Source organism: Belliella buryatensis, assembly GCF_900188245.1.
Lineage (GTDB): Bacteria > Bacteroidota > Bacteroidia > Cytophagales > Cyclobacteriaceae > Belliella > Belliella buryatensis.
In genome coordinates this window covers 1-23,880 of sequence record NZ_FZOK01000007.1, presented here as the reverse complement: position 1 = coordinate 23,880, position 23,880 = coordinate 1, and the positions used below count along the sequence as shown (strand labels likewise).

Here is a 23,880-nt window from a genome sequence, read left to right as displayed (position 1 = left end):
TTTCGATATCTTAAATCACTATATATGGAAGAAAATATGACATTTAAGCCCACCCTAGCTTCATACCGAAGTACGTTCCAAGGAGCAATGACAGTTTTCTTGCATTGGGAATCCTAATTCTTTCTTGGGTGATAGTTTCGGGGGGCAAAGATTTGATTTTATCGAAGAGCTTCTGGTAATATAAATAAGCCACTTTTACACCCATTTTTGCTCCCATTGGCAATTGATTAATCCCTACCAAAGCCTCATCAAAATCTTTTTGAATATCCTCCTCAATCATTTCTTTGGCAGTCTTATCAAAAGTCATGAAATCAACCCCTGGAAAATAAACCCTCCCACGTTCCTCATAATCGCTTTTGATATCTCTGAGAAAGTTTACTTTTTGAAATGCAGCTCCCAATTTACAAGCAGGATCTTTTAACCTTTGATACTCTGTCTCATTACCTTCGCAGAAAACTTTTAGGCACATCAACCCTACAACCTCAGCAGAACCGTAGATGTATTCGTGATATTTAGAATCGTTGTAGGTCTTAAAATCTAAGTCCATTTCCATGCTATGCAAAAAAGCTTCTATCAAATCTTTGTCAATGTTATACTGATTGACAATGATTTGAAAAGCATGTAAAACTGGATTAAGGCTAATTTTTTCTTCAATTGCTTTGTAAGTGTCCTGTTTAAATAGTTCCAGCAAAGATTTTTTATCTTGATCATGAAACGTGTCAACAATCTCATCTGCATATCTAACAAAACCATAAATAGCATATATGGGCATATGATATTGTTTATGGAGTGTTTTGATACCCAAAGTAAAGCTAGTGCTGTACCTTTGTGTAATCAATCGGCTACATTCAAAGGTGGTTTGGTCAAAGAGAGCTTTTGCATCCATCATGGATAATATACAACTTTATTTACAAATTGTTTTCTTTCATCACCTCTTTAGCCACTACATGACCTGAGATCAAGGAAGGTGGAACACCCGGCCCGGGCACAGTCAATTGACCCGTGTAATATAGGTTCTTCACCTTTTTGTTTTTCAATGAAGGCTTCAATATAGCAGTTTGGAGTAAGGTATTTGCAAGACCATACGCATTTCCTTTGAATGCGTGATAATCAGTCTTGAAATCTTTGTGCGCATAAGAGCGCTTATAGATCACATGACTCCTCACTTCTTGTCCTGTCAAGCGCTCTAAGCGCTCCATGATGATATCGTAATACTTCTCCCTCATCTCTTCAGTATCTTCTAAATCTGGTGCTAAAGGTACCAATAGGAAAAGATTTTCCATTCCTTCTGGTGCTACTGTTGTGTCAGTCTTAGAGGGAACTGATGCATAAAATAAAGGTTTTTCAGGCCATCTTGGGTTAGTGTAGATGGCGTCAGCATGAGGTCCAAGTGGTTCATCAAAAAATAGGTTATGATGTCGTAGATTCTCTAGCTTCTTGTCTACTCCCAGATAGAAAAGTAAGCTTCCTGGAGCCATCACACGCTTATCCCAGTATTTTTCATCATAATTTCTAAATGCTGGCTCCAATACTTTTTGATCGATATGGTTGTAATCTGCTCCAGCAACAACTACATCTGCATCAAACTTTCTTCCATCTTTGGTGAGTACAGCTTTTGCAATTCCATTTTGAATGTCAATGGAAGTAACCTCGGCATCATAAAAGAATTTCACGCCTTTTTCCTCAGCCAACTTCACCATGCCTTCTATGATCTTGTGCATACCACCATCCGGATACCAAGTGCCTAAAGCGATATCTGCATAGTTCATCAAAGAGTACAGCGCGGGAATATTTTGAGCTGTCTCTCCTAAAAATAGAACTGGGAATTCCATCAAGCGTATAATTTTGTCTTCTTTGAAAAACTTGCGGACATGCTTAGACATGGATTGAAAAATATCCATTCTAATCATATCTAGTAGAAGTCCAGGACTACTAAACTCAAAAATTGAGCGGCTGGGTCTATAGACCAAATCCTTGATCCCCACTTCATACTTATAAGCAGCCTGCTTCAAAAACTCATCTAGCTTAGGACCAACACCTGGTTCGATTGTCTCTAGCAGCCCTCTGAATTCCCCGAGGTTTGCAGGGATGTCCATGAAATCATTGTCTCCAAATATGACCGAATATGAAGGATCCAATCTAATCAGATCATAATAATCTGAAGGTTTTTTGCCAAAGTATCCAAAATAAGTCTCAAAGACATCTGGCATCCAGTACCAGCTTGGCCCCATATCAAAAACAAAACCCTCGGCTTCGAACTTTCTGGCTCGACCACCGGGGGTACTGTTTTTTTCAAGAATTGATACATTGTAACCTTGATTCGCAAGGTGTGTGGCGGCGGAGAGTCCAGCAAAACCAGACCCTATGACCACTACATTTTTTATTGACATATGCTTAATTTTTGTGTCTGTACACGTGAAGATCGTCTTTTAAAATCTTTCTGGCAATATGTATTCTATTTTTTACTGTCCCGATTGGAATCTCAAGCTTTTCAGCTATTTCGTGGTATTTAAAACCCCTATAATGCATCATGAAAGGAGTCTTGTAGACATCATCTAGATTTTCAATGGCTTCGTAGATGTCATCCATTGCGAAATCTCCGTATGCTCCATTTTCCACAAGAACATCTCCTGAATTGATGTAGTGTAAGTTATCAGTAGTATCAACAAAAGTACCTCTTCTTACCATTCTTTGATAATTGGTAATGAAGGTGTTTTTCATAATCGTATACAACCAAGCTTTCAAGTTAGTACCCTCAGTAAATTTATCTCTATTGGTGAAGGCTTTAACCATTGTGTCTTGCATCAAGTCATTTGCATCATCCATGTCTCTGGTCAATTTCAAAGCAAATGGCTTTAAAGAACTAGAGAGCTTGTTTAGTGAGTAACTGAATTCTAGAGTTGTCATGGCTTTTTGTTTTTGTTGAATCAAATATATAAATGATTAAACAAACCGCAAAACATTTTGTGGAATATTTTTTATTTTTTATTAAACAAAAAGTCTAGTGTTATTAACATTGAGTTAATATAATGACCAAAATAGCCATTTTCAGTGTATATACATGCTTTTTAATAAAAAAACAGACCATAAGGTCTGTTTAACTTTTTTGCCTAATTATTAATTATTTTTCTTGAGCTATCATTTCCATTTCCTCTATATACTCTTTGATCTCTCGGATATAATTCATGGTTTTTACATTTTTAGGGAATCTCAGATCTTGACCGATGATCTGATAGCCTGACAATATGATTTCTGCCTCATTATATGCAGATGCAAGGTTGTCAATGTAATCTTGTACTTGGTCAGAACCTGGAGCAGTTGTAATTACTGTCATGAGGTAATCTGGCTTATGCATCTTATACACTAACTCCAAATCAGCTCTTGGGGTACTTTGACCCAAGTAAATCACTTTATGCCCTTTTAATTTGATTAAATAGGCTGCAAATAAGAGAGAAATTTCATGTAGCTCGCCTTCAGGGAGGAAAAGCAAAAATTTCTTGCCTCCACCTTTATATACTTGACCATCTATTGCTACTATCAATTTTTGCCTTACTAAATTACTGATAAAATGCTCTTGTGCAGGATTGATCGCACCTGTTTGCCAGAGCACTCCTATTTTTGACATGAAAGGATAGACTATATTCAACATTGTCTGCTCGAAACCAATCTTAAGGATGTTGGTTGAAAGGACTTTATCAAAGCGCTCCTCTTCCATTTCTATCATAGAAATAGTAAGTGCATGGATCTGATCATCGTGGGTGAGGGTGCGTTCCGTTAGTTTTACTACTTCCTGCCTGATTTCAGTAATATCCATTTTGGCAATCTTGCTGATTTTGTAGCCATTGTCATTGAGCAGTGCTACATTGAGAATCAACTTCAAATCATCATCATCATAATACCTGATATTCGTATCTGTCCGCTTTGGAGAAAGCAGACTGTAGCGCTGCTCCCAAATCCGAAGCGTATGAGCCTTGATACCAGATAATTGCTCAAGGTCCTTGATAGAATAGGTACTTACATTCATCTTATTTGAAATATTTTTTTGGTACTATAAACAAACCGAATGATACTGCATCATTTTTCTTATTCGTAGCATGATGCGCTTGATGGGCTTTGAATATACCCCTTAGAAATGAATTTTTTGGCCTGTCAAACCATTTCAACCTACGGTGAATCAGCACATCATGAAGAAAGAAATAACTGATTCCGTATAAACTAATTCCGACCCCCATCCAAAATCTATAATCTAAATCTGATAGACCTAAGATAATCAATACAATAGCTATGCTTCCAAACAGCAACGAAAACAAGTCATTGAGCTCGAAATAGGACTTTGAGGGCTGATGATGTGTCTTATGAATATTCCACAAAGGTCCATGCATGATGTACTTGTGAATAAACCAACCAGAAAATTCCATTACAGCAAAACCCAGTATAGTAAATAAGATCGCATTCATCATAGGGGTAACTAGTTAGGGGGTGTTTTGTTTAACCATGTTTTTTTACAACAAAATATTCAGCAAGATAAAGAATATGGTGAGATTGATCAAAAGATAGAATGAGAGTGGGTTATGTTTCTCAAAGTCCAATTTTCTATAAATCAAATGAATAATGAAAGCCACCCCAAACCATCCGATAAAATTACTTAGTGGGATGACATCATTTTCCCAGGTCCAAAAGTCGAGCTTTACAGCTACTGGTTCTATCAGGTAATCCAAGACTACCATGATCAGGGAGGCGACTATTGCAGCTAGGTAATCATTCTTTATTTTATTTTTTAAAATCCCACCTGTCAAGTATACCAAGAGAAGCCAATTCACTCCTATTAATAAAGGGACTTCAAATAATTGGAACCCAAGCACAGTGCCATAGCTGTAATTACCAAATGGAAACCCAGTATGTACGCCCATCACTTCCGAGCCATACCCTATTGTGAAAGAGATGATCATAAAGCCAATAAAGGCCTTATTCCATTCTTTGTGGAATACAAATAAAAGCATGGTACTCAAAAGCAAATGAAAAGGAGTCAGAAGTTGAAAGTAAGGTCTCAACACTGGTAAACTCATTCCCATCACACCTACCAAATGAAATATGGTAATGGCAATTTTAAAAAGTAAAACCTTGTCGCTGAAGATAGCAGTCAATCTATCTCGAAGTGTATTGTTTTTCATGTGATGCTGAGAATCTGTACTTGCTCTTGGGAGGATTGTGCAGGAATAAACAGGTCAAACCAATAAATGTTGGTAAATTTGTGCCGTAAAAATAAAGATTAAAACGGATGATACTATATAATATAACTGTCAATGTGGAAAAGGATGTGGAACAAGACTGGGTCACTTGGATGAAAAAAATCCACATACCGGAAGTTATGTCTACAGAAAAGTTTGTAGAAAATAAGCTTTTTAGAATCATGCATGACTCAGAGGATGGTGGAGTGAATTATTCCGTACAATACTTTGCCAAAAACATGGAACAGGTCATGGCCTATCAGCACCAATATTTTGATCAGCATAATGCCATAGTGCAAAAGAAATTTCCGAAAAAATTAGCGATCTTCATGACCTTACTGGAAATGGTCTGATATGAAAAATTGGCAAAAACTCGTCATCTCAATCTTGATTCCCCAAGTCTCCGGGGTTTTGGGAGCATTGGTCACTGTGTCCTCAGTGGGAAGTTGGTATCAGACGATCAATAAGCCAAGTTTCAATCCACCTTCTTGGGTTTTTGGGCCTGTATGGACCACCTTATATATTATGATTGGAATTTCACTCTACCTGATTTGGAAATCCAACCATCCTTTCAAGCAAAGAGCACTTTGGCTGTTCGGAATTCAGATGGTCTTGAATGCACTTTGGTCTCCTGCTTTTTTTGGTTTAGAATCACCACTGCTAGGGTTAATTGTTATCATCCCTCTTTGGATTTCTATTCTAGCATGTATCAAGCTATTCAAACCCATCAGCAACACCGCGGCTTATTTATTTATCCCATACTTTTTATGGGTAAGTTTCGCGAGTTTGCTCAATGCTAGTATTTGGTATTTGAACTGACAGTTATGCCTAACCTACCTCAAGATCCTTCCAAATACAGGTGTCCATGGTGCATGGGCTTCGAAGAATATATAACCTATCATGATAAGGAGTGGGGCGTACCTGTCTATGATGATCGTATTCATTTTGAGTTTTTGATATTGGAGAGCGCACAGGCGGGATTAAGCTGGTCGACCATCTTGAAAAAGAGAGAAGGTTATAGAAAGGCTTTTGCTGAATTTGATTACAAAGTTGTCGCCGATATGCCTGAAGGCTATATTCAAGAATTACTCAGCAACCCTGGAATCATCCGCAATGAACTCAAGATTCGAGCGGCAGTGAATAATGCACGTCGATTTATGGAAGTTCAGAGTGAGTTTGGGAATTTTAGCAATTATATCTGGGACTTTGTCAATGGTAAAGTAATCAATCGAGCAGCAAAGAGCATGAAAGAGGTCCCTGCTATTACTTCCGAGTCTGATCGCTTGGCCAAAGATCTCAAAAAACGAGGATTTAAATTTCTTGGAAGTACGACAATATATGCCCATATGCAAGCTACTGGCTTGGTCAATGATCACCTTACTTCGTGCTTTCGATATGAAGAAGTCAAATTATTAGCTGAATAAAAAACTAGTATTAAGGAGTCTAATAAGCTTTTTCCAAGTTTACTTTCTTTTAAATAATCTTACGAGTGTTTTTCCTATCTCGTCTAGCTTTTCAAGTGGCTCAATGAAAGTTGGGTTTTTCAAATCAATATGAGAATCATCTGTAACTCCAGCCTGCATGGGGTAAATCAGAATATAGCTAGTTTCCTTAAAATACTTATTAAGATACAAAGGAATCTTATTCATATTACTGTGATAAGAAGCTTTATCCTTTCTACTCATGACAATGATCAGGTTATCATCCTTATGAAAATCTCTCGATAAAATTAAAAAGTCATCCCATTCATCAAACTCGTGAAACTCAGCCTCAATTGGATGCTTTGATTGAATCTCATTAATTATGTATAGGCTTTCCTCTGTAGCATAAAAAACTAATTTTGCACCAGAATTTCTAGCAATATTCCAAACTTTGATAATCCAAAAAGGAAATCCTATTTCCTTTTCGGCATGTTTCGGTACTATAATGATATGCCTTTTGACCGTACCAAAAGGCTGAGCAGGTTTATATATTAATGTAGTGGTATTACATTTGGTTAAAATACCCTCTGTCAAATGCCCTAAGAAAGAGTCTGATATTCCTTTTTTGACATGTAATCCTAAAATTAAGTCTGTGATTTTATGCTCTTTTACGACACTGGTAATCCCATTTACAATATTTAAATCATAACGAAGCAATTGATTGAGGTGATTATCTGTTGCAGAAGCAGTCACTGCTGCTTGATTAAGTATTTTTTTAGCGTTTTTGTCGGCTGTTCCCTCAGTGGAATTGTTGTCAATAATACTAAGCCCATAAAGACCACTTTTATTGATTTTTGATTTGATAGTGACCCCAAGATTTACAAGCTCATCTGTGGTATCAATATTACTAATTGGGATCAAAATTTTCTCCTGACCTTCTTGATCATCTAATTCATTCTCGGATGCTTCTGATAAGGCAATATTCTTAGCTCCTTTTTGAGCTACAAAAGAAGCAATAGTACAAGTAAACAAGATCATCAAGATTGTTCCATTTAAGATACTTTCGCTGAGCAATCTTACAGGTTGGCCTGAGGCGCTTTCACCTAACACAATATTATAACCAACCAATACAGCTGCTAAAGTTGCTGCTGCTTGAGCATTGCTCAACCCAAAAATCAAACGCCTTTGATCTAGTGTGAAATTATAGGTTTTTTGAGTTAACCAAGCCGCTACAAATTTGGCTATTGTCGCTACTACAATCATAACTGATGCAACCTTGATCGTTTCTAGATCTTTAAAAAAAGCACGGTAATCGATTAGCATTCCAACACCAATTAGGAAAAACGGAATAAAGATTGCATTACCAACAAACTCAATTCTATTCATCAATGGCGAAGTGTGAGGAATCAATCGATTCAATGCTAAGCCTGCTAAGAAAGCGCCGATAATAGCTTCTATCCCTGCAATCTCAGCGAGCACAGCCCCAAGAAAAACCATTACTAAAACAAAAATATACTGAGACACATTGTCATCGTATCTTTTGAAAAACCAGCGTCCAATCACTGGAAAAAGCAACATGACAACTAACGCAAATGCTATAATGGACAAAGAAAGCTTGACCCAAAACTCTGTATTTACTTCTCCTGTTGTCATTCCTACTATTACAGCCAACACCAACAAGGCAAGTGTATCTGTAATCATTGTGCCTCCTACAGTAATATTGACCGCTTTGTTTTTTGCAACTCCCAATTTGCTGATCAAAGGATACGCAATAAGTGTATGTGAAGCAAACATACTTGCCAGCAGAATTGAAGTGTAAATCGAAAAATTCAAAATATATAAGCCTGAAAGCGTTCCCAACACCATTGGAATAATAAATGTATATAATCCAAAGACAATACTTTTCTTACTATTCTTCTTAAAATCAGCCAAATCTATCTCTAAACCAGCCAAAAACATGATATAAAGTAAACCAGCTGTCCCTGAGAGGATGATACTACTATCTCTCTGCATCAGGTTAAAACCATTTGGACCGATGACAGCTCCCGCAATAATCAACCCCAATAGATGAGGTATTTTAATTTTATTGAGAATAATTGGGGCAAACAAAATAATGATTAGTATCAGAAGAAACTTCAATACAGGATTTGTCAGTGGCAAACTTGTGTCAAAAGCAAGGAGAAAGATCATACTATTTCTAAATAATTTTGAAAATTATAACCAAAAAATATCCCAACAAGATAAAGTTGGGATACATTCTTTGTTGGACGAAGAATAATTTTATTTGCTTGGCTTCTTGTAAGCGTCTGAGTATTTTGACCAAATCTCGTAAATTGGATTACCGGTAGAACTCATTCCACTATGATGCCACTCTCCATCGATCACCTCGTAGTTAAACTCTAGGCTTGCTCCGACTCTATTATCATCTCTAGAGAAAAACTCGATATTTTCTATATACTTACCTTCCTTGGCTGTATAAGTACCTCCTCCAGTTCCTGAAAATTGCTTTGTTTCAGAATTGAAAGCAATCCATTGAAAGTGACCCCCACTTAGAATTTTTACTGTTCTTCTTGCTCCCGGAGTTGACCTACTGATTTCACCATCATTTTTTCTTCCAGTGAAGACCCAGTTTCTAGTCAAATCATCTTTTGCGTCACTTACTTTTGTCCAGATCTGTACATTAGCAGTTCCTCCTTTTTCTATAGAAGTGACAATTTTCCCATCCACCATATCAAGGGAATATTCCACAGTCACACCGATCAAATCTTCTTCTGTATTAAAATCGAAGGATTCTGTATAATAATTATCTCTCAAGCTAAACTCTCCTCCACCAGCACCTAGAAACTTATTGGTGTTAGTCTCTTTGGAGCCGTAGGAAAAATAACCGTCTTGAAAGATTTTAACAACGGTCTTATCCGTCACTTCTTTGCCATTTTGGTGAGTCAACTTCCAAGCTCCTTCCAGTGTTTGACCGATGACTGTACCCATCAAAAACAAAAGCGGCAGTATCAATATTTTTTTCATTGGATCTATGGTTTAGGTTTAGTTTTCTAAATTACCAATAAAATAGCGCAAAATGAAAACATTTACATTAGGACAAAGCAAAAAAGAAGCAGTGGGGATGATTCCAAACAAACAGATCAAACTCCTGCAAGTCGGTGGTCAAAGAATCTGCATCAGCAGAATAAACGAGAGCTTCTACGCTTTTGAACAACACTGCCCCCATCGAAAAGCCTCACTCCATCAAGGTATGATTACTGATTTTGAGGAAGTAGTCTGTCCGCTACATGAATATAGATTCCACATGAAATCTGGCGAGGTAAAAGCTGGTTCTTGTGGAACCTTGGAAACTTACTCAATTAAACTCACTGATTCAGGATTAGAAATAGAAATGCCTTAGTGTAGTTTTCCTCCATTTGGAACTGGAAATTCTACTGTGGCAAGAGCAATAGCACCATGACCATCACCAAAGCCAGTCACCAAGACTTCAGACATAAAGTCTGCGATTTGTCTGGGTGGAAAATTACAGACACAGATTACTTGCTTCCCAATCAATTCTTCTGGCTGATAAAGGTCAGTAATCTGAGCGGATGATTTTTTGATACCCAATTCACCCAAATCGATTTTTAGTTTATACGCGGGCCTACGGGCTTTTTCGAAAACCTCGGCATGAATGATCGTCCCAATTCTTAGGTCTATCTTTTGAAAATCAGAAAGCACAATCGTTTGCATTACTATTTATTTTTTATACTTTTACAAACCTTATACGCTAAATCACAGTTACTTAATCAGACTAGAGCCACAAATGATGTCAGAGCAAAATATTATTTCTTCTATCAGCACAAAAGGTTTCTTATTCGCAATAATGTTCTGTGTAATTGGTTCAATCAATGCACTAGCCCAAGGTGAGAAAGAAAGGCCAATTACGGATGTTCAGAAAAATTCTGATGCTATCAATACTTTTGAAAACCCAGAATCAAATTCTGTTGAATATAAATCTGATTTTTATCTGAGGCAAAATACTCAAAATTCATCTAAGGATCTCAAGCCGAGCAGCACCACTCAAATTAAAAAAGATAATCCACTTTACAAGCAAGGTGGGGAAAAAGATAATAAGAAAGAAGGTATGTCAACCCTATCATTTAATCTTTTCTTGTATGTGGTAGACAAGTTTAGAGAAGACAATTAAGCAAATACCAATAAACCTAAATCCGTTAAGGCTACTTCATCAGAGGTAGCCTTAATTTTTTTCTATCATTTTTTTGCTATAGCAAATCCAATGGAGAAAGTCTTCTCGTAATTGTTCTCATCTAAAATAAAACACTCTTATTATGAAAACTATTAGATTATTATCGTTGGCGTTTTTTGCCATGATTTCTTTAAGTGCTACAGAAACTTTTGCACAGAAGGAAAAAACAGTCACAGTTGGTGGTGCTCCAATGTACCCATCAAAGAATATCGTAGAAAATGCGGTGAATTCTAAGGATCATACCACTTTGGTAGCAGCAGTTCAGGCTGCTGGATTAGTAGAGACCTTACAGACTCCTGGGCCATTCACAGTATTTGCTCCAGACAATGCGGCTTTCGAAAAGCTACCTGCTGGAACAGTTGAGACACTTGTAAAACCAGAAAACAAGGCTACACTGACTGGAATTCTTACCTACCATGTGGTAGCGGGTAAATTAGGATCCAAAGAAATCGCTGATGCAATCAAAAAAGGAAATGGCAAAGCTACATTGACCACAGTACAAGGAGGAACACTCACTGCTTGGATGCAAGGTAAGGACCTTTACATCACTGATGAAAATGGCAACAAATCAAAAGTAACCATTGCTGATGTATATCAGTCAAACGGTGTCATCCACTCCATTGATACCGTGGTGTTACCTAAGTCTGAATAATTCTTTTAGAATATTTGACAATAAAAAAGCCGACCTTAACAGGGTCGGCTTTTATCGTTTTAACCATTATCAAATTAATCTATTACCAGCTTCTACCGCCGCCACCTTGCATCATTCGCATCATTGGGTTACCACCTTGCTCTCTAGCAGGCTGCTTGAAGCTTCCGATGTTGTAAGTGAAAGTCAATAGTGCATATCTTGTCAATACTTGAGTAAAGGTATCTGTAATAGACACGTCGTTGATTGTTCTAGCAATGGCATTGTTTTGACGCAAAAGGTCAAATACTGTCAACTTCAATTCTCCTTTGTTATCCTTCAAGAATCTGTATCCACCTTCGATGTTCCACAACCAAACCTGCTGATCTAAGCCTGCAGAGAGACCTCTATAAAGTGCATTGTTTACTACATTGGACACAAACAACTTACCGTTGTTTGGAGAGTAGTACAACCTGATATTGGAGTTCTGAATGTAGTAGTTATTGTTCAGGTTGGTTTGCAATGAAGAGTTCACTATCGTATAAGTACCAGTGGTAGACAAAGTGAAATCAAAGTCCTTGCTGATGTTGGACGTTAAAGTCACACCTTGACTTAAATCGATATTGTCATTTTGGTTTCTTTGTCCATTGATGATCCCTGGAGTTCTATTGAATGATACGGAAGTATTCATGTTGAACTGAGACTTGATTGCTTTGATCGGAGCACCATAAGTAGAGAAAATTCTACCATTGAATCTGCCACCTAGGTTTTCTGGTCTACTTAGCTGACCTCCTGGTCTCAAGAGCACCTCTCCATTGATCAAAGTATCTGTTTGGGCAACAAAAGTAGTATTACCGATGAAGTTCTCTGTTAAGGATGCAAATGCAAACACAAAGAAGGTTCTAGACTTCTCAAGATTCAATTTACCCACATTCACAAATAAATTGTGATTGAATGACTGACCTAGATTAGGATTACCCACACTTAGGTTGAGTGGGTTGGAGTTGTTGATTACGTTTTGCAATTGATTTACACTTGGTTCTTGTGTAGAAGTTCTATATCTCATTCTGAAAGTAGTTCCTTTCATCATGTTTCTATAGTTCAAGTTCACAGCTGGTAAGAAATTGCTGAAGCTTCTGTTGAAAACTCTTTCCAATGGAAAAAGAGCCTCGTTGTCTTGCACTGCATATTGGTAATCCAAGTTGGCATTGATATTCCAATTTTTGTAGTTGTATCTATAGCCAACACTTGGTCTTTGTACTACAAATTTATTGTCAAACACGTTACTCAATGCAGTATCCAATACCATGATTCCTGCTTCAGGAACCAAACTGAATACTTGTTGATCAGCAGAAGACTTATTATTTGAAACTTGATAAGAGAATGTCATCAAGCTATTCTCATTCAAAGGCTCTGTCCACTGCACATTTGCTCTATAGTTGAATCCTTCAGTTAAACCGAACGTTTCCTGATTGATGGTATCACTGATATTTCTGATAAAGTCTCTATTGGCTGCAAGTAATTCAGAATACGAATCTCTTTCGTTCAGCGCAGTAAATAATGTCGTTGAAAGCGTTCTTCCTTGCTTTTCAAACTTGTATCTATAAACCAAGTTATTGGAAAGGTTATACCCTCTTGACTCTGAACCTGAGATTGATCTTGTACTACTTAGTGGGTTCAGTGCATTGTTTACCGTAAAAGCATCTCTGTCCGAAAAAACATTACTTGTTGTGTAATTCAAACTAGGCGTGATGATGATCGCATTTTTTGGATTGACATCATATTCAATTCTAGCATTGGCTCTGTGATTGCCAGATTCTACTGTATTGATCAAATCTTCGGTGTAGAACTGTCTGTTAGTTTCAGAAAGAATGATTTCTCTATTGGTAAAACTGCTCAGATTATTTCTTGAATTGGAGTAGAAATAACTACCTGTCACATTCATTTTATCACCTACCTTATCAGAGTAGTTCAATCCCATGCTATTGGTGGTAATGATACCGTTATCTTGGCCACCACCGAAGTTAGGTCCTCCTCCAGGTCTTCCTCCACCTGGACGGCCGCCTCCACCTCCACCAAGATCTTCCTGGGAGAAGTTTTGTTGGTTGATGTTATTGAATAGACCTACAAGGGAAATCCTTCTATCACCTTTAAAAATATTGATGCTTCCACCTGCGGAATATCTGTCGTCTGTACCATAACCACCATACACTCTTCCAAATACACCTTGTCTTCTGTCTCCACGGGTTACGATGTTGATGGTCCTTGAGTAGTTGCCATCATCAAAACCTGTCAATCTTGATTGATCTGATCTTTGATCAAGGATCTCGACTCTGTCTATCACATCAGCTGGAAGGTTTCTCATGGCTAGGAAAGGATCATTTCCGAAAAATTCTCTTCCATCTACCAATACCTTTTGCACTTGCTCACCTCTGGCTTGGATTTGACCGTTTTGAATGGTCACACCTGGCAATTTTCTTATCAGGTCTTCTGCATCTGCATTTTCTCTGGTTTTGAAAGCATTGGCATTGAAAGAAGTGGTGTCTCCTCTTTGTTCTCCAACGACTATTTGTCCTTCAATAACCACCTCACCGAGGAGTTTGCTATCTTCATTCAATGCGATGATTCCCAAGTCTAGGCCATCTCTCATGCCCATTTCTTTGGAGAATTTTTCATAGCCTAGGAATGTGATTTCCACTTTTACATTAGGAATCCAAGGACGGCTCACTTCAAAATTACCATCAACATCCGTCACTGTAGATGTCAATAGAGAATCTGTCACAGTCTTTACTAGGACATTGGCGCCTATCAAAGGTAGTTTACTAGGCCCTTCGATAACCTTTCCCTTAAATTTCAAGTCTGGCCTTTGGCCTTGCTGTCCCTGACCTCGTTGTGCTGAGACCTCAAGCGAAAGGCCTGTTAATAACAACAAGAAAAATAATTTGTAAATAATTTTCATTCGTTTTGGTTATTTAAATCCACTCTTAGACAGCGCGAGTTACCAAATAGTTTAACTCAAATATTGAATTAATTTTGAGTGGATAAAAAGCAGGTTAAATGGCAAAAAAAGAGGATCAAACGAAAAGATTTTGTCAATAAAAAAGGATTAAAATAGAACTTCTAACAACCCCTAAAAAGCTTGTAATCTGTCACTTAAACCATCAACCAGCTAATAAATCATTGACTACTACTGAAGCACAAGAGCAACCAAATGCTGCAGGTAAAAAGGACATGGTTCCATAGGCTGATTTCTTAAAATTACGACCATCCGTCATCATCAAACTGTCTTTTAAATAAAGCTCAGTAGAAAATACTGCCTTGAAGCCCGAAGCTATTCCTTTGTTCTTAATTCGTTTTCTGACATGCTTAGCTAATTTACAATTGTAAGTCTCGGAAATATCAGCGATTCTAATTTGTGTAGGGTCCACTTTTCCTCCCGCTCCCATGGAGCTTACCAATGGAAAACCTCTCTTGTAAGCACTTTCTATCAAATGAAGCTTTGGACTAAAGCTGTCGATGCAGTCGACTACATAGTCGTATTCGTTTTCCTGAAGGAGATTATACATGGCATCAGGCTTGAGAAATTCGCGGATCACGTGAATTTTCAAAGCTGGGTTAATTGCTGTCAGTCGCTCCTCCATCCAGTCAGCTTTGAGTTGTCCCACATTTTTTTGTGTGGCTGGTAGTTGTCTGTTGCAGTTGGAGACATCCACGGCATCACCATCGATGATGGTCATCTCACCAACACCACTTCTACAGATAAACTCCGCCGCAAAGGACCCTACTCCCCCGAGACCGACCACCAGCACGTGTTTTTTTGCCAATTTCTCCAATCCCGCTCTGCCTACAATCAATTCCGTTCTAGAAAGCCAAGCCAAATCATTCATGTATTTTTCTTTTTGATATATGATTCCAATTTTCTATCACCTGTCTAGCCAATTTCTCAACAGGAAGGCGCAAAATTAAAGAAGCTTTTGAAAAAACCTGCTCAATGGTAAAATCTGAATCATCAGTTTCAAAAAATATACGCTCAAGTGGTAACGCTTCAAGTGTAGCAATTGTCAGTTTATGGTCTTTGCAAATGGCTGCACCAAAGGAAAAGTAAATCGGAAAGTTCATTAGACTTTGAAAGCTACTAGATTTACCCATAAAGCCATGCCAAACTATGGCAGGAGGATCTTTGAAGTGCTTGAGGGATTGTTGTAATACATGCAGTCCTTTCACTTGGTGCATGATGATAGGAATTCCCAGTTCTTTGGCCCAGTGCAGCTGTGCTTCAAAAGCTGCGATTTGGATGGCTTCCTTTGGTCCTTTGAGCAAATCAAACCCACATTCTCCAATGGCAAAGAGGTTTGGGTCATCACTTTTCGTTTTCATTTCTTGCAAAAGAGATTCCCAGTTTGTATCCAAGTACCAAGGATGTAGACCGAGGCTATAGCAATACTTGGTTTGCTGTGTGGCAGTCTCTTGGTTGAAAATTGCATTGGCTTGATTCGGCCTATGGGTATGTATATTTAATAACTTCAATTTTGAGTTAAATTTTGATCGCAACTTTTTACTTATTAGTTTAGAAGAAATTCTTAGTCCTATGAAAAACTATTTACTACCATTTGCATGTGTCCTGTTTTTACTTTCCTGTGGGGAGAAAAATACTGAAAATATCACGAATGTCGAAAATTTGACTTTGACTAAAGTGGATTCTATTCAGGTTCCATACTTTGGTTTATTGAATTTCATGGATATTCATCCTGCAACTGAACGCGCGTTGTTCTTTGATCAAAAGAAAGCTTCATTGGTTGTCAGTAATTATACAGGAACAGAAATTTTTGAGATCAAAAAAGACCGTGAGGATCCAGATGGATATGGTTCATTTCCACTTGGTGCAGGAAAATTCAGTGCTGATGGTCAAACATTCACAATTGTTTCCAATCAAGGGGTCTACACCTATGATTTAGAGGGGAATTTGGTTCATGGAGGAAAACATCAGCGAGAAAAAATGCCTGCATTCTCTGGAAGGGCTTCTGCAGATACCGAATTTTACTGGGTAGGAAATAGAATTCTAACTACGGGCTCTGGAAGAGGAAATTTTCAAAGAAACACACCTGAGTTTTATGAAAACTACACTGCCTTGGCTTGGTTTGACACCTTAGAAAGAAATGTAGAGCAGTTTATGTATCTAGACGAAACCAGTTTTTTTAAAAATGGAAAAGCACACGATATTGCCCACCTAGTCCCTAGAGTAACCACAGACACTGATAGAATCTATTATATAGTCGGGATAGAACCAGCTTTGAATATTCACGATGTAAATACTCCTTATAAACAAATCAAAAGAATTCCGCTCAACATTCCTGATTATCATTTTAACCAAGGTGAGCCATTTGAAGAGGCAGATCCTAGAATTATCAATCCTGATATTTTCTCAGGGAGATTTGATAATATCAAAGTGACTGATAAGTACATTCTAGTTTCATTTTTCCCCGGAATATCGGAAAGGGAACAAGACAAATATGAAAATGTGCATTGGAGTGAAATGATGAATAAAACTCGTAGGGACTACCCAAGCAGGCTTTTGGTGATGGATTTAGAAGGTGAATTGATTAAGCAACTAGAAATCCCAGTTGAATTAGATGATACCCAATGGCTAGTCAGGGGTGATTATCTTTATTTCAAAAACAGCATTAACTTAGAAGAGGAAGAAGACTTCGTTAAGATTTATAAGGTGAAGTTGGAGTGATGGGGGTGGGGATTACTTTGGTTTTAATATTAAACGTTATCCGAGATTCCCCCTACTCTTAAAAAGTTGATTTCGTAAGCTAACGGATGGGATGAAGAACACGAGGAAATTGAGAAAAATGATTGTAGTATTTGAATTGTTATCAAGTATTTACAAATACGTTAGTCAGAACTTTAAGAGTTATGAGAAATGAACACAAAAGAAAGGAATAGACTTATTTTTAATAACTTCCACATGCAAAAAGTATGAATTGGGCGTTACCAAAGAATGGTCTAAAGATGGTTAATGCAAATGAATTTCTAAGATAGAACAAGGCACATACTTATTTTGTGACATTATAATTTTTACTAATTTGATCAAACTTACTCTAACAATTAAATAATCTAGAAGCTTGATATAAATTGAGAAAATGTCTCAACCCGAAAGGAATTTCAACAATTTTTCTTATTTTCGATAATAAGGTTTTGATTTTTTGAATAGAAAATTCAACGAATGAAGAATAAAGCTAAAAAAATCGTCTTTTCATTTTTTTGTTTTTTGCTTGTATTGTCCTTTACAGAAGTTCGATCACAAGATTTGGATAGGGTTAAAGAAGTTCAGCATTTTTTTGTGGGTTTTATGGATAACTTGTTTCAAGGAGATCCAATTGTTCCGACTATAGTGATAACTGCTATGGAAAACGATGTTATCGGTTCAATTGAATATAATGGAGGTTCTGTAGATTTTGCTTTAAATCAAGGAGAGATTTTTGAGCATGAGCTCAATTCAATCATGGTAATAGAAACAAATACTATTATTGAAAGTAAAGGAGTCCATATATATTCAGAAGGAGAAATTTCAGTCTATGCAATAAATGCAAAACCCGGCTCATTTGACGGTACACTAGTTCTACCTTTTGAAAAACTTGGTGATGATTATTTTATTGCTTCTCATTATGAAAACCAAACCAAGGGAATAAGACTAGGAATACGTCAGTTCAATAATGAAAGTCAGGTACTTATTGTTGCAACTGAAGATAATACCTTGATTGAAGTGAGTCCTTCTGCCCCTGTATTCAATTCCACTGATGCTTTTACTATTACAATGAATAAAGGGGAGACTTATCAATTCAAGTCGCAAGCGGATCTCACTGGTACAAGAGTAAGGGTGTTAAATACAAATGGAAGCTGTGGTAGAATTGCGGTATTTTCAGGAAATAAATTTGCTGATATAGGCGACCCTGAGTGTGGTCCATTTTCGACTTCTCATATTTTCAATCAGAACGAACCTGTATCAAGCTGGGGTAGAGAATTTTTCCATATTCCATTGCGGAATCGACAATTGGGTGAATTGGTTAAATTTATAGCTGCGTTCGACAATACGGAAGTTTATTCAGGAGATGACCTTTTAGCAACCCTAAATTCAGGAGAGTTTTATACTATGGATGTTCCTGATGGCTTAGCATTGCATTTTTCGAGTAACAATCCTATGGCTGTTTTTGGATTTGGGAAATCATATTCTTGTTTGATTTTAGATGAAAATTCAGTGCAGTCACCAGCAAATATTTTAAATTATGGAAATCCCCAAATGGTGAATTATCGTCCTTTTGAAGAGGCTTATACGAACTTGAGTCTTCTTGCACACCGTGTTTTCAATACGAGCATGCATTATGCACAAATCGTTGTTGCTAGTTCAGATGTTGACCAAATGCAAATTGATGGCGAAAATGTTGGAAACCAGTTTGTTCCTATAAATAATGATCCGAGTTTTTCTTATGCTCAAATAAACCTTAATCCAGGAGTTCATGAATTGGCTAACCCAGGTGGTTTTATGGGTTATTTCTATGCAGTAGGCGCTTCCTCATCTTATGCTTTAAGTTATGGTCAAGAGTTCGGTAATTCAAGTTACGAGGTAACTTCTACATTTGATGATTTTACTACTGGAAGTCCACGAATTGCTTGTTTGAATCAAGAGGGCAACTGGGGTATTTCGTCTTCAAACCTCAATTTCAACTTTTTTACATGGGACTTTGGAGATGGATCGGCTTCAAAGTCAGGAAAAAACGTAACCCATACCTATTCTGATGCGGGTCTATATGAAGTCAAAATCTACGCTTCTGAAAATGATACTGGCTGCGATGAAACAGAGGTTCATTATTTTGAAGTGGAAGTAGAAGATATAGGAGGTGAAGTTACAGGGCCACAACATGCCTGCCCACAAGTTGATGTATTTGACTACATTTTTACTGGATCAGGAAATTTAGCACAAGTAGATTGGAGTGTGGAGGGAGGGGTTATCCTAAACCAAGAAGATAGTGTCGTAACTGTTCAATGGAATGATCCAAATGAAAACGCAAAAATTATTGGTATTCCCATTGGAATTAATGGTTGCAGAGGAACCCCAGTAGAACTCGTGGTCACTATTAATCAAGAAATTGCACCTCTGATTCCAGAAGGTGTTGATTTTATATGTAATACATCTGAAACATTTATTTATCAAGTCACAAACCCTCAACCTTCTAGAGCATATGAATGGGAAGTAATGGGAGGGACAATTATTGGAGATAACAGGAATCCTGACGTTGAAATTTTATGGAATGAATGGGAAGTAATGGGAGCTATCTTTTATCGGGAGTATAGTCTAATTGACAACCTGTGTGAGGGCTTTTCACCTACCCTAATCGTAGCTATCAATTCAGGATTAGAAGCTATTGTATCAGAATTGAAAGAGGTAAGTTGCAGTGGAGGATCGGATGGTAAGTTAGAAATTGAAGTTCAAGGAGGAATACCTCCTTACCAATTTATCTGGTCTCATGATCCAGGTTTAGATGATAATATTGCAGAAAACCTCTCTGCTGGTGCGTATAATGTCAATATAAAAGATAGTCAGTCTTGTGAAATTCAACTTGAAAACTTAATAGTAACTGAACCAAATCCACTTGAATTTTTAACCATAGATGTAGAAAACGTTAGCTGTTTTGGAAATATGGATGGAAGTATATCTTTAAGAATTATTGGAGGTGAAAGACCTTATAGTGTTGACATTGAAAGTGCTGAGGTCAATGATGATTTGATCAAATTGGAAAGCCTAGAATCTGGGAATTATAGTATTACTGTATTGGATGCCAACGAATGTCAAATTGCGACTGAGGTTTTCGTTGATAGCCCAGAAGCCCTAGAAGTCTTAATTGAAACAGTCCAAAACCCTTGTCCAGGTGAAAATAATGGAGTGCTTAGCACAGAATTAATCGGCGGAACAGGTCCATACACTTATTTGTGGAATAATGGGCAAATGACCCAAGAAATTGAACAAGTAGGATCAGGAATGTATGAAGTCATCATTACTAATGTTGAAGGTTGCGTAAATATAGGAAGGGTAATGGTTACTGAATCTACGCCTATTATAAGAATGCCTACAGGTTTTGATCCTTCTGAAGGGGGATTTGGACCTGTCTCTAATTGTGGTGATTTACAGTTTGTCTTAAGTATTTATAATAAATGGGGCGAGCTTATTCATCAAGGTAATATTCCTTGGGATGGATCAGTTCAAGGAAAGCCAACACCAACAGGAGTTTATGGATACCGGTTTGACTATGAATTCCAAATAAATGGTCAAATTGAAAGGGAATCAATACTTGGCACTTTAACTAAAATAAAATAGTAGTATATCTAGCAATTGCCTTGGGTTGTTTTTTAAACCAAAAACAACTCGGCTTGTAATTTTTTTTAAATCATTAATCTATTCATTCCCCATATTCATTTGGTATTTTCCTTGGTTCATTGGAAAGGGGGAGGGTTTGGTGAGCAGTCATGCTACTTTTGGAGCATGAATTTCAACATAAACCTCAACAATATGAACAGAGAATTAGTAGTACTCAGGAGTTTTTCGACCGCCATGGCTTTGGGCCTGGTCTTAGTCGCAACGGTGGCATTCAAAAACAATGGCCATCATCAATTTGAAGAGATCGATGTGCAGCGCATCAACATTGTAGAAGCAGATGGGACAGTCAAAATGATCATTACTAATGTGGACAAGTTTCCAAATGGAGATACGCAAATCAACAATCGCCCAACCAATGCAGATAGGAAAAAACGCTCAGGGATGATCTTCTTCAATGAAGATGGGATCGAATGTGGTGGCTTTATCTACGATGGAGCTTTGACTGAAAATGGACATAGTGCTGGACTCTCCCTGACTTTTGACCAGTATGATGGGGATCAGGTGATGCAGCTCTTGACTACTGATTCCAAGCAAGGAGATCGTAGAAGGGTGAGCAGTAGCTTGGTATTTATGGATAGAGCAGAAAATGAGACCCAACTCAAAACCATGGAAATCATGGCTGAACTGCAGGAATTGAGAAAAACCGATCCTTCAGCAGCTCGTGCCAAGATGATGGAGTACCAGGAGCAAGGACTAGTCGGTGGTGCCCCTAGAGTGATGCTAGGCAAATCAGGTAGTCAAAACAATGGACTCTTCCTCTTTGATGATCAGGGTATGCCTAGGGCGATGTTCTATGTGGATCAAGAGAATCAAGCCAAGCTGGATTTCTTCAGTGAAAATGGTGAAGTCTTGTATTCTTTCCCTCCTGCTCCTGAAAAGTAATTGTTATGGTTCTAGCCCTTTTTCCAAAAAGGGCTATTTTTACCTTTTAGAAACCCCACCATGAGACAGTTTTTTGCATCCTTTTATCTGAATAAGTACTTTCTGGCATTCATCGTCATTTTTGCCTATTTGGAGTCTGTTCAGATCAGGTATTTCTTTGGAAGGAAGGTGGATTGGTATATATTTACCCCAGAGGCAGCTGTGGCGCAACTCTTCAATGCCATGCTTTTGTTTGTGATCATTGGGATAGTGATCAAAAGGTTTGATGAGCAGGTCTCCCTTTCTAGAGCGATTCGGGTTTTTGTTATTTCACTTCTGATCTATGTTTTGGGCAATAACCTGCTTTCCTATTTGGTTGCACTATCCTTCGGGACGGTAGCGCGAAACTTCAATGAAGCATCACTCATTAGCTCTAATATCAAGTACGTCATGGATGTATTTGTCTATGGGGGATTCTTTTTGGCGCATTACTATTTTCAGAAGAACCAAGAGGATAAAGCCAAGCTGGCCAATTTGGAAAAGACACAGATGCAAAGTCAGCTGGCTCAGCTCAAAGCGCAACTTGATCCACATTTTCTTTTCAACAACCTCAATGTACTCGATCAACTGATAGAAGAAGATCAAGTACAAGCATCCGCATTTTTACATGATTTCTCTGATATCTATCGCTATGTATTACAGTCGTCGGACCAGCAACTGGTACCTTTGAATGATGAATTGGCCTTTGCACAGCGATATTTTAGATTGATGCAGCAGAAATATGGGCAGGCTTATAAATTGGATATTACGGGTGAAGCGCCAACTCAGGCTTTTTTGCCTGCACTTAGTTTACAATTGCTGATAGAGAATGCCATTGAGCATAACCTTGGCACTGAGCTGTCTCCTGTGGCTATTCAATTGAAAATTAGCGAAATGTCTTTGAAAATTAGTAATGTACTAAAGCCCAAAAAGCAAGTGAAAAAAGGTGGGGGCAGGGCTTTGCAGAATTTACGTACACAGTTTGAGTTGCTTGGCAAATACAGCATGCACATCAAGCAAAATGAAAGTACTTTTGAAGTTACCATTCCTTTAATATTTAAAAATGAACATTGATATCTTGATCATAGAGGACGAGTTGCCGGCTAGGAGGAAACTGAAGCGCTACTTGGAACAATTGACTCAGCCTGTGCAGGTGGTATGTGAATGTGCTACAGTGGAAGAGGCGATCGTATTTTTTGAGCGTGGAGGTCAAGTGGATCTGATCTTTTCTGATATCGCTTTGCAGGATGGGAATGCATTTGAGATTTATCAAGAAATTGCCTTGAAGTCCCCCGTGATTTTCACAACTGCTTATGATGCGCATATGCTCGAGGCTTTTGAAAGCAATGGGATCGATTACCTATTGAAGCCCTTTACGTTTGAGCGTTTTGAGAAAGCTTGGAAGAAATTTCTACTTTTTACCAAATCGGAGACGAGTATCAAGCTGGATAAGCCAGCGTATAAAGGTAGGTTTACCATCAATACGGCCAAGGATAGTTACTTTCTTGCGGTGGAGGAAATTGCTTATTTCTTGGCTGAGGAGGGTGTAGTCAAGGTTATAGATCTAGCTGGAAAAAGCCACTTGATGGGCTTGCTTACTTTAAAGGAGCTTGAGGAGCGCTTAGATCCAAGTAGGTTTTTCCGAATCAACAGGGCCGAGTTGGTTCATAAGCGGGCAATTCAGCGTATGGAGCGCTATGGGAAGAATAGTCTAGCCATTCAGGTTGAGGGAGCCAAGCAGAAGTTGATCACAAGTCAGGCGAATACTGCTGCTTTTCGGGATTGGGTGGAGGGCTGAAGGTCTAAGGGTTGAAAGGGGAAAGGAAAAAGGGGAAAGGGGTACGAAGTACAAAGTACAATGAACCAAGTAAAGGAGGAAGGAGGGAAGCAGGAGGAATTTTGAAGGGTGAAAGAGGAATAGGGTGTCTCGTCCTGAAAATGGTTGACACTTTTATTATTCAAATATAGTTAGTATTTCAATTTCTAAGAAGTTTGGGATAACTTACAATACCACGATG

23 protein-coding genes are annotated in these 23,880 nt (G+C 38.0%); 11 read left to right on the top strand and 12 right to left on the bottom strand.

The genetic code is table 11. The features are described from left to right. Positions 1-43 precede the first annotated feature (43 nt). From CHB66_RS08375 to CHB66_RS08350, 6 genes are all read right to left on the bottom strand, one after another. Positions 44-886, bottom strand: coding sequence for a phytoene/squalene synthase family protein (locus CHB66_RS08375; RefSeq protein WP_089240205.1), 843 nt, complete (start codon positions 884-886; stop codon positions 44-46). Between the two features lie 22 nt (positions 887-908). After that, positions 909-2,390: a phytoene desaturase family protein gene (locus tag CHB66_RS08370; RefSeq protein WP_089239911.1), complete on the bottom strand. Its 1,482-nt coding sequence runs from the start codon at positions 2,388-2,390 to the stop codon at positions 909-911. Between the two features lie 4 nt (positions 2,391-2,394). Continuing rightward, positions 2,395-2,907: an RNA polymerase sigma factor gene (locus tag CHB66_RS08365; protein WP_076498167.1), complete on the bottom strand. Its 513-nt coding sequence runs from the start codon at positions 2,905-2,907 to the stop codon at positions 2,395-2,397. A gap of 214 nt (positions 2,908-3,121) precedes the next feature. Then, a complete protein-coding gene (locus CHB66_RS08360) occupies positions 3,122-4,024 on the bottom strand; it encodes a MerR family transcriptional regulator (RefSeq protein ID WP_089239909.1) in 903 nt (300 codons plus the stop codon). 1 nt (position 4,025) lies between these two features. Continuing rightward, a complete protein-coding gene (locus CHB66_RS08355) occupies positions 4,026-4,460 on the bottom strand; it encodes a sterol desaturase family protein (protein ID WP_089239907.1) in 435 nt (144 codons plus the stop codon). 42 nt (positions 4,461-4,502) lie between these two features. After that, a complete protein-coding gene (locus CHB66_RS08350; RefSeq protein WP_089239905.1) occupies positions 4,503-5,171 on the bottom strand; it encodes a carotenoid biosynthesis protein in 669 nt (222 codons plus the stop codon). A 107-nt stretch (positions 5,172-5,278) separates the two neighbouring features. On the opposite strand from CHB66_RS08350, the gene CHB66_RS08345 reads away from it, so the two are divergent. From CHB66_RS08345 to CHB66_RS08335, 3 genes are read left to right on the top strand one after another with little or no spacing between them, the layout of a single operon-like run. Continuing rightward, positions 5,279-5,581 carry a DUF4286 family protein gene (locus CHB66_RS08345; protein WP_089239903.1) on the top strand — a complete coding sequence of 101 codons (303 nt, stop codon included), beginning with the start codon at positions 5,279-5,281 and terminating at the stop codon, positions 5,579-5,581. A gap of 1 nt (position 5,582) precedes the next feature. Then, on the top strand, positions 5,583-6,047 hold the full coding sequence (locus tag CHB66_RS08340; RefSeq protein ID WP_089239901.1) for a TspO/MBR family protein: 465 nt from the start codon (positions 5,583-5,585) through the stop codon (positions 6,045-6,047). Positions 6,048-6,052: 5 nt separating this feature from the next. Beyond that, positions 6,053-6,652 (top strand): DNA-3-methyladenine glycosylase I, encoded by a 600-nt coding sequence (locus CHB66_RS08335; protein ID WP_089239899.1) that lies wholly within the window; start codon positions 6,053-6,055, stop codon positions 6,650-6,652. Positions 6,653-6,691: 39 nt separating this feature from the next. Here CHB66_RS08335 and CHB66_RS08330 read toward each other — a convergent pair whose 3' ends face one another. Continuing rightward, positions 6,692-8,839 (bottom strand): cation:proton antiporter, encoded by a 2,148-nt coding sequence (locus tag CHB66_RS08330; RefSeq protein WP_089239897.1) that lies wholly within the window; start codon positions 8,837-8,839, stop codon positions 6,692-6,694. Positions 8,840-8,929: 90 nt separating this feature from the next. Beyond that, positions 8,930-9,673 (bottom strand): hypothetical protein, encoded by a 744-nt coding sequence (locus CHB66_RS08325; RefSeq protein ID WP_089239895.1) that lies wholly within the window; start codon positions 9,671-9,673, stop codon positions 8,930-8,932. Positions 9,674-9,725: 52 nt separating this feature from the next. On the opposite strand from CHB66_RS08325, the gene CHB66_RS08320 reads away from it, so the two are divergent. After that, positions 9,726-10,049: a Rieske (2Fe-2S) protein gene (locus CHB66_RS08320; protein ID WP_089239893.1), complete on the top strand. Its 324-nt coding sequence runs from the start codon at positions 9,726-9,728 to the stop codon at positions 10,047-10,049. Here the strand turns inward: CHB66_RS08320 and CHB66_RS08315 are convergent. Beyond that, positions 10,046-10,381: a tRNA-binding protein gene (locus tag CHB66_RS08315; RefSeq protein ID WP_089239891.1), complete on the bottom strand. Its 336-nt coding sequence runs from the start codon at positions 10,379-10,381 to the stop codon at positions 10,046-10,048. The genes CHB66_RS08320 and CHB66_RS08315 overlap by 4 nt on opposite strands. Before the next feature lie 73 nt (positions 10,382-10,454). Between CHB66_RS08315 and CHB66_RS08310 the strand changes: the two genes are divergently transcribed. Both CHB66_RS08310 and CHB66_RS08305 read left to right on the top strand, forming a co-directional pair. Beyond that, entirely contained in the window at positions 10,455-10,838 is a 384-nt protein-coding gene (locus CHB66_RS08310) for a hypothetical protein (RefSeq protein ID WP_212668449.1), read from the top strand. A 142-nt stretch (positions 10,839-10,980) separates the two neighbouring features. After that, positions 10,981-11,550, top strand: coding sequence for a fasciclin domain-containing protein (locus CHB66_RS08305; RefSeq protein WP_089239887.1), 570 nt, complete (start codon positions 10,981-10,983; stop codon positions 11,548-11,550). An 82-nt stretch (positions 11,551-11,632) separates the two neighbouring features. Here the strand turns inward: CHB66_RS08305 and CHB66_RS08300 are convergent, their stop codons facing one another. The 3 genes from CHB66_RS08300 to CHB66_RS08290 all read right to left on the bottom strand — a co-directional run bounded on the left by CHB66_RS08300 (position 11,633) and on the right by CHB66_RS08290 (position 16,053). Next, entirely contained in the window at positions 11,633-14,485 is a 2,853-nt protein-coding gene (locus CHB66_RS08300) for an outer membrane beta-barrel protein (protein ID WP_089239885.1), read from the bottom strand. A 202-nt stretch (positions 14,486-14,687) separates the two neighbouring features. Continuing rightward, complete coding sequence (locus CHB66_RS08295) at positions 14,688-15,413, bottom strand: tRNA threonylcarbamoyladenosine dehydratase (protein WP_089239883.1); 726 nt, start codon at positions 15,411-15,413, stop codon at positions 14,688-14,690. Further along, positions 15,406-16,053 (bottom strand): TatD family hydrolase, encoded by a 648-nt coding sequence (locus tag CHB66_RS08290; RefSeq protein WP_089239881.1) that lies wholly within the window; start codon positions 16,051-16,053, stop codon positions 15,406-15,408. The genes CHB66_RS08295 and CHB66_RS08290 overlap by 8 nt, the downstream gene beginning before the upstream one ends. A 61-nt stretch (positions 16,054-16,114) precedes the next feature. Here CHB66_RS08290 and CHB66_RS08285 point away from each other — a divergent pair, with 61 nt between their 5' ends. From CHB66_RS08285 to CHB66_RS08265, 5 genes are all read left to right on the top strand, one after another. Further along, the gene (locus CHB66_RS08285) at positions 16,115-17,263 is read left to right on the top strand and encodes a hypothetical protein (protein WP_089239879.1); all 1,149 of its coding nucleotides are present in this window, start codon (positions 16,115-16,117) and stop codon (positions 17,261-17,263) included. Between the two features lie 492 nt (positions 17,264-17,755). Continuing rightward, the gene (locus tag CHB66_RS08280) at positions 17,756-20,902 is read left to right on the top strand and encodes a PKD domain-containing protein (RefSeq protein ID WP_089239877.1); all 3,147 of its coding nucleotides are present in this window, start codon (positions 17,756-17,758) and stop codon (positions 20,900-20,902) included. Positions 20,903-21,094: 192 nt separating this feature from the next. Continuing rightward, positions 21,095-21,844: a hypothetical protein gene (locus tag CHB66_RS08275; RefSeq protein WP_089240202.1), complete on the top strand. Its 750-nt coding sequence runs from the start codon at positions 21,095-21,097 to the stop codon at positions 21,842-21,844. A gap of 60 nt (positions 21,845-21,904) precedes the next feature. Beyond that, a complete protein-coding gene (locus tag CHB66_RS08270; RefSeq protein ID WP_089239875.1) occupies positions 21,905-22,936 on the top strand; it encodes a sensor histidine kinase in 1,032 nt (343 codons plus the stop codon). Next, positions 22,926-23,660, top strand: coding sequence for a LytR/AlgR family response regulator transcription factor (locus CHB66_RS08265; protein WP_089239873.1), 735 nt, complete (start codon positions 22,926-22,928; stop codon positions 23,658-23,660). Before CHB66_RS08270 ends, CHB66_RS08265 begins: the two co-directional genes overlap by 11 nt. Positions 23,661-23,880: the final 220 nt, after the last annotated feature.

Coding starts and splice junctions, on each gene's coding strand:
- CHB66_RS08375 (WP_089240205.1), bottom strand. CDS start 886: ATGGATGCAAAAGCTCTCTTTGACCAAACCACCTTTGAATGTAGCCGA.
- CHB66_RS08370 (WP_089239911.1), bottom strand. CDS start 2,390: ATGTCAATAAAAAATGTAGTGGTCATAGGGTCTGGTTTTGCTGGACTC.
- CHB66_RS08365 (WP_076498167.1), bottom strand. CDS start 2,907: ATGACAACTCTAGAATTCAGTTACTCACTAAACAAGCTCTCTAGTTCT.
- CHB66_RS08360 (WP_089239909.1), bottom strand. CDS start 4,024: ATGAATGTAAGTACCTATTCTATCAAGGACCTTGAGCAATTATCTGGT.
- CHB66_RS08355 (WP_089239907.1), bottom strand. CDS start 4,460: ATGATGAATGCGATCTTATTTACTATACTGGGTTTTGCTGTAATGGAA.
- CHB66_RS08350 (WP_089239905.1), bottom strand. CDS start 5,171: ATGAAAAACAATACACTTCGAGATAGATTGACTGCTATCTTCAGCGAC.
- CHB66_RS08345 (WP_089239903.1), top strand. CDS start 5,279: ATGATACTATATAATATAACTGTCAATGTGGAAAAGGATGTGGAACAA.
- CHB66_RS08340 (WP_089239901.1), top strand. CDS start 5,583: ATGAAAAATTGGCAAAAACTCGTCATCTCAATCTTGATTCCCCAAGTC.
- CHB66_RS08335 (WP_089239899.1), top strand. CDS start 6,053: ATGCCTAACCTACCTCAAGATCCTTCCAAATACAGGTGTCCATGGTGC.
- CHB66_RS08330 (WP_089239897.1), bottom strand. CDS start 8,839: ATGATCTTTCTCCTTGCTTTTGACACAAGTTTGCCACTGACAAATCCT.
- CHB66_RS08325 (WP_089239895.1), bottom strand. CDS start 9,673: ATGAAAAAAATATTGATACTGCCGCTTTTGTTTTTGATGGGTACAGTC.
- CHB66_RS08320 (WP_089239893.1), top strand. CDS start 9,726: ATGAAAACATTTACATTAGGACAAAGCAAAAAAGAAGCAGTGGGGATG.
- CHB66_RS08315 (WP_089239891.1), bottom strand. CDS start 10,381: ATGCAAACGATTGTGCTTTCTGATTTTCAAAAGATAGACCTAAGAATT.
- CHB66_RS08310 (WP_212668449.1), top strand. CDS start 10,455: ATGATGTCAGAGCAAAATATTATTTCTTCTATCAGCACAAAAGGTTTC.
- CHB66_RS08305 (WP_089239887.1), top strand. CDS start 10,981: ATGAAAACTATTAGATTATTATCGTTGGCGTTTTTTGCCATGATTTCT.
- CHB66_RS08300 (WP_089239885.1), bottom strand. CDS start 14,485: ATGAAAATTATTTACAAATTATTTTTCTTGTTGTTATTAACAGGCCTT.
- CHB66_RS08295 (WP_089239883.1), bottom strand. CDS start 15,413: ATGAATGATTTGGCTTGGCTTTCTAGAACGGAATTGATTGTAGGCAGA.
- CHB66_RS08285 (WP_089239879.1), top strand. CDS start 16,115: ATGAAAAACTATTTACTACCATTTGCATGTGTCCTGTTTTTACTTTCC.
- CHB66_RS08280 (WP_089239877.1), top strand. CDS start 17,756: ATGAAGAATAAAGCTAAAAAAATCGTCTTTTCATTTTTTTGTTTTTTG.
- CHB66_RS08275 (WP_089240202.1), top strand. CDS start 21,095: ATGAACAGAGAATTAGTAGTACTCAGGAGTTTTTCGACCGCCATGGCT.
- CHB66_RS08270 (WP_089239875.1), top strand. CDS start 21,905: ATGAGACAGTTTTTTGCATCCTTTTATCTGAATAAGTACTTTCTGGCA.
- CHB66_RS08265 (WP_089239873.1), top strand. CDS start 22,926: ATGAACATTGATATCTTGATCATAGAGGACGAGTTGCCGGCTAGGAGG.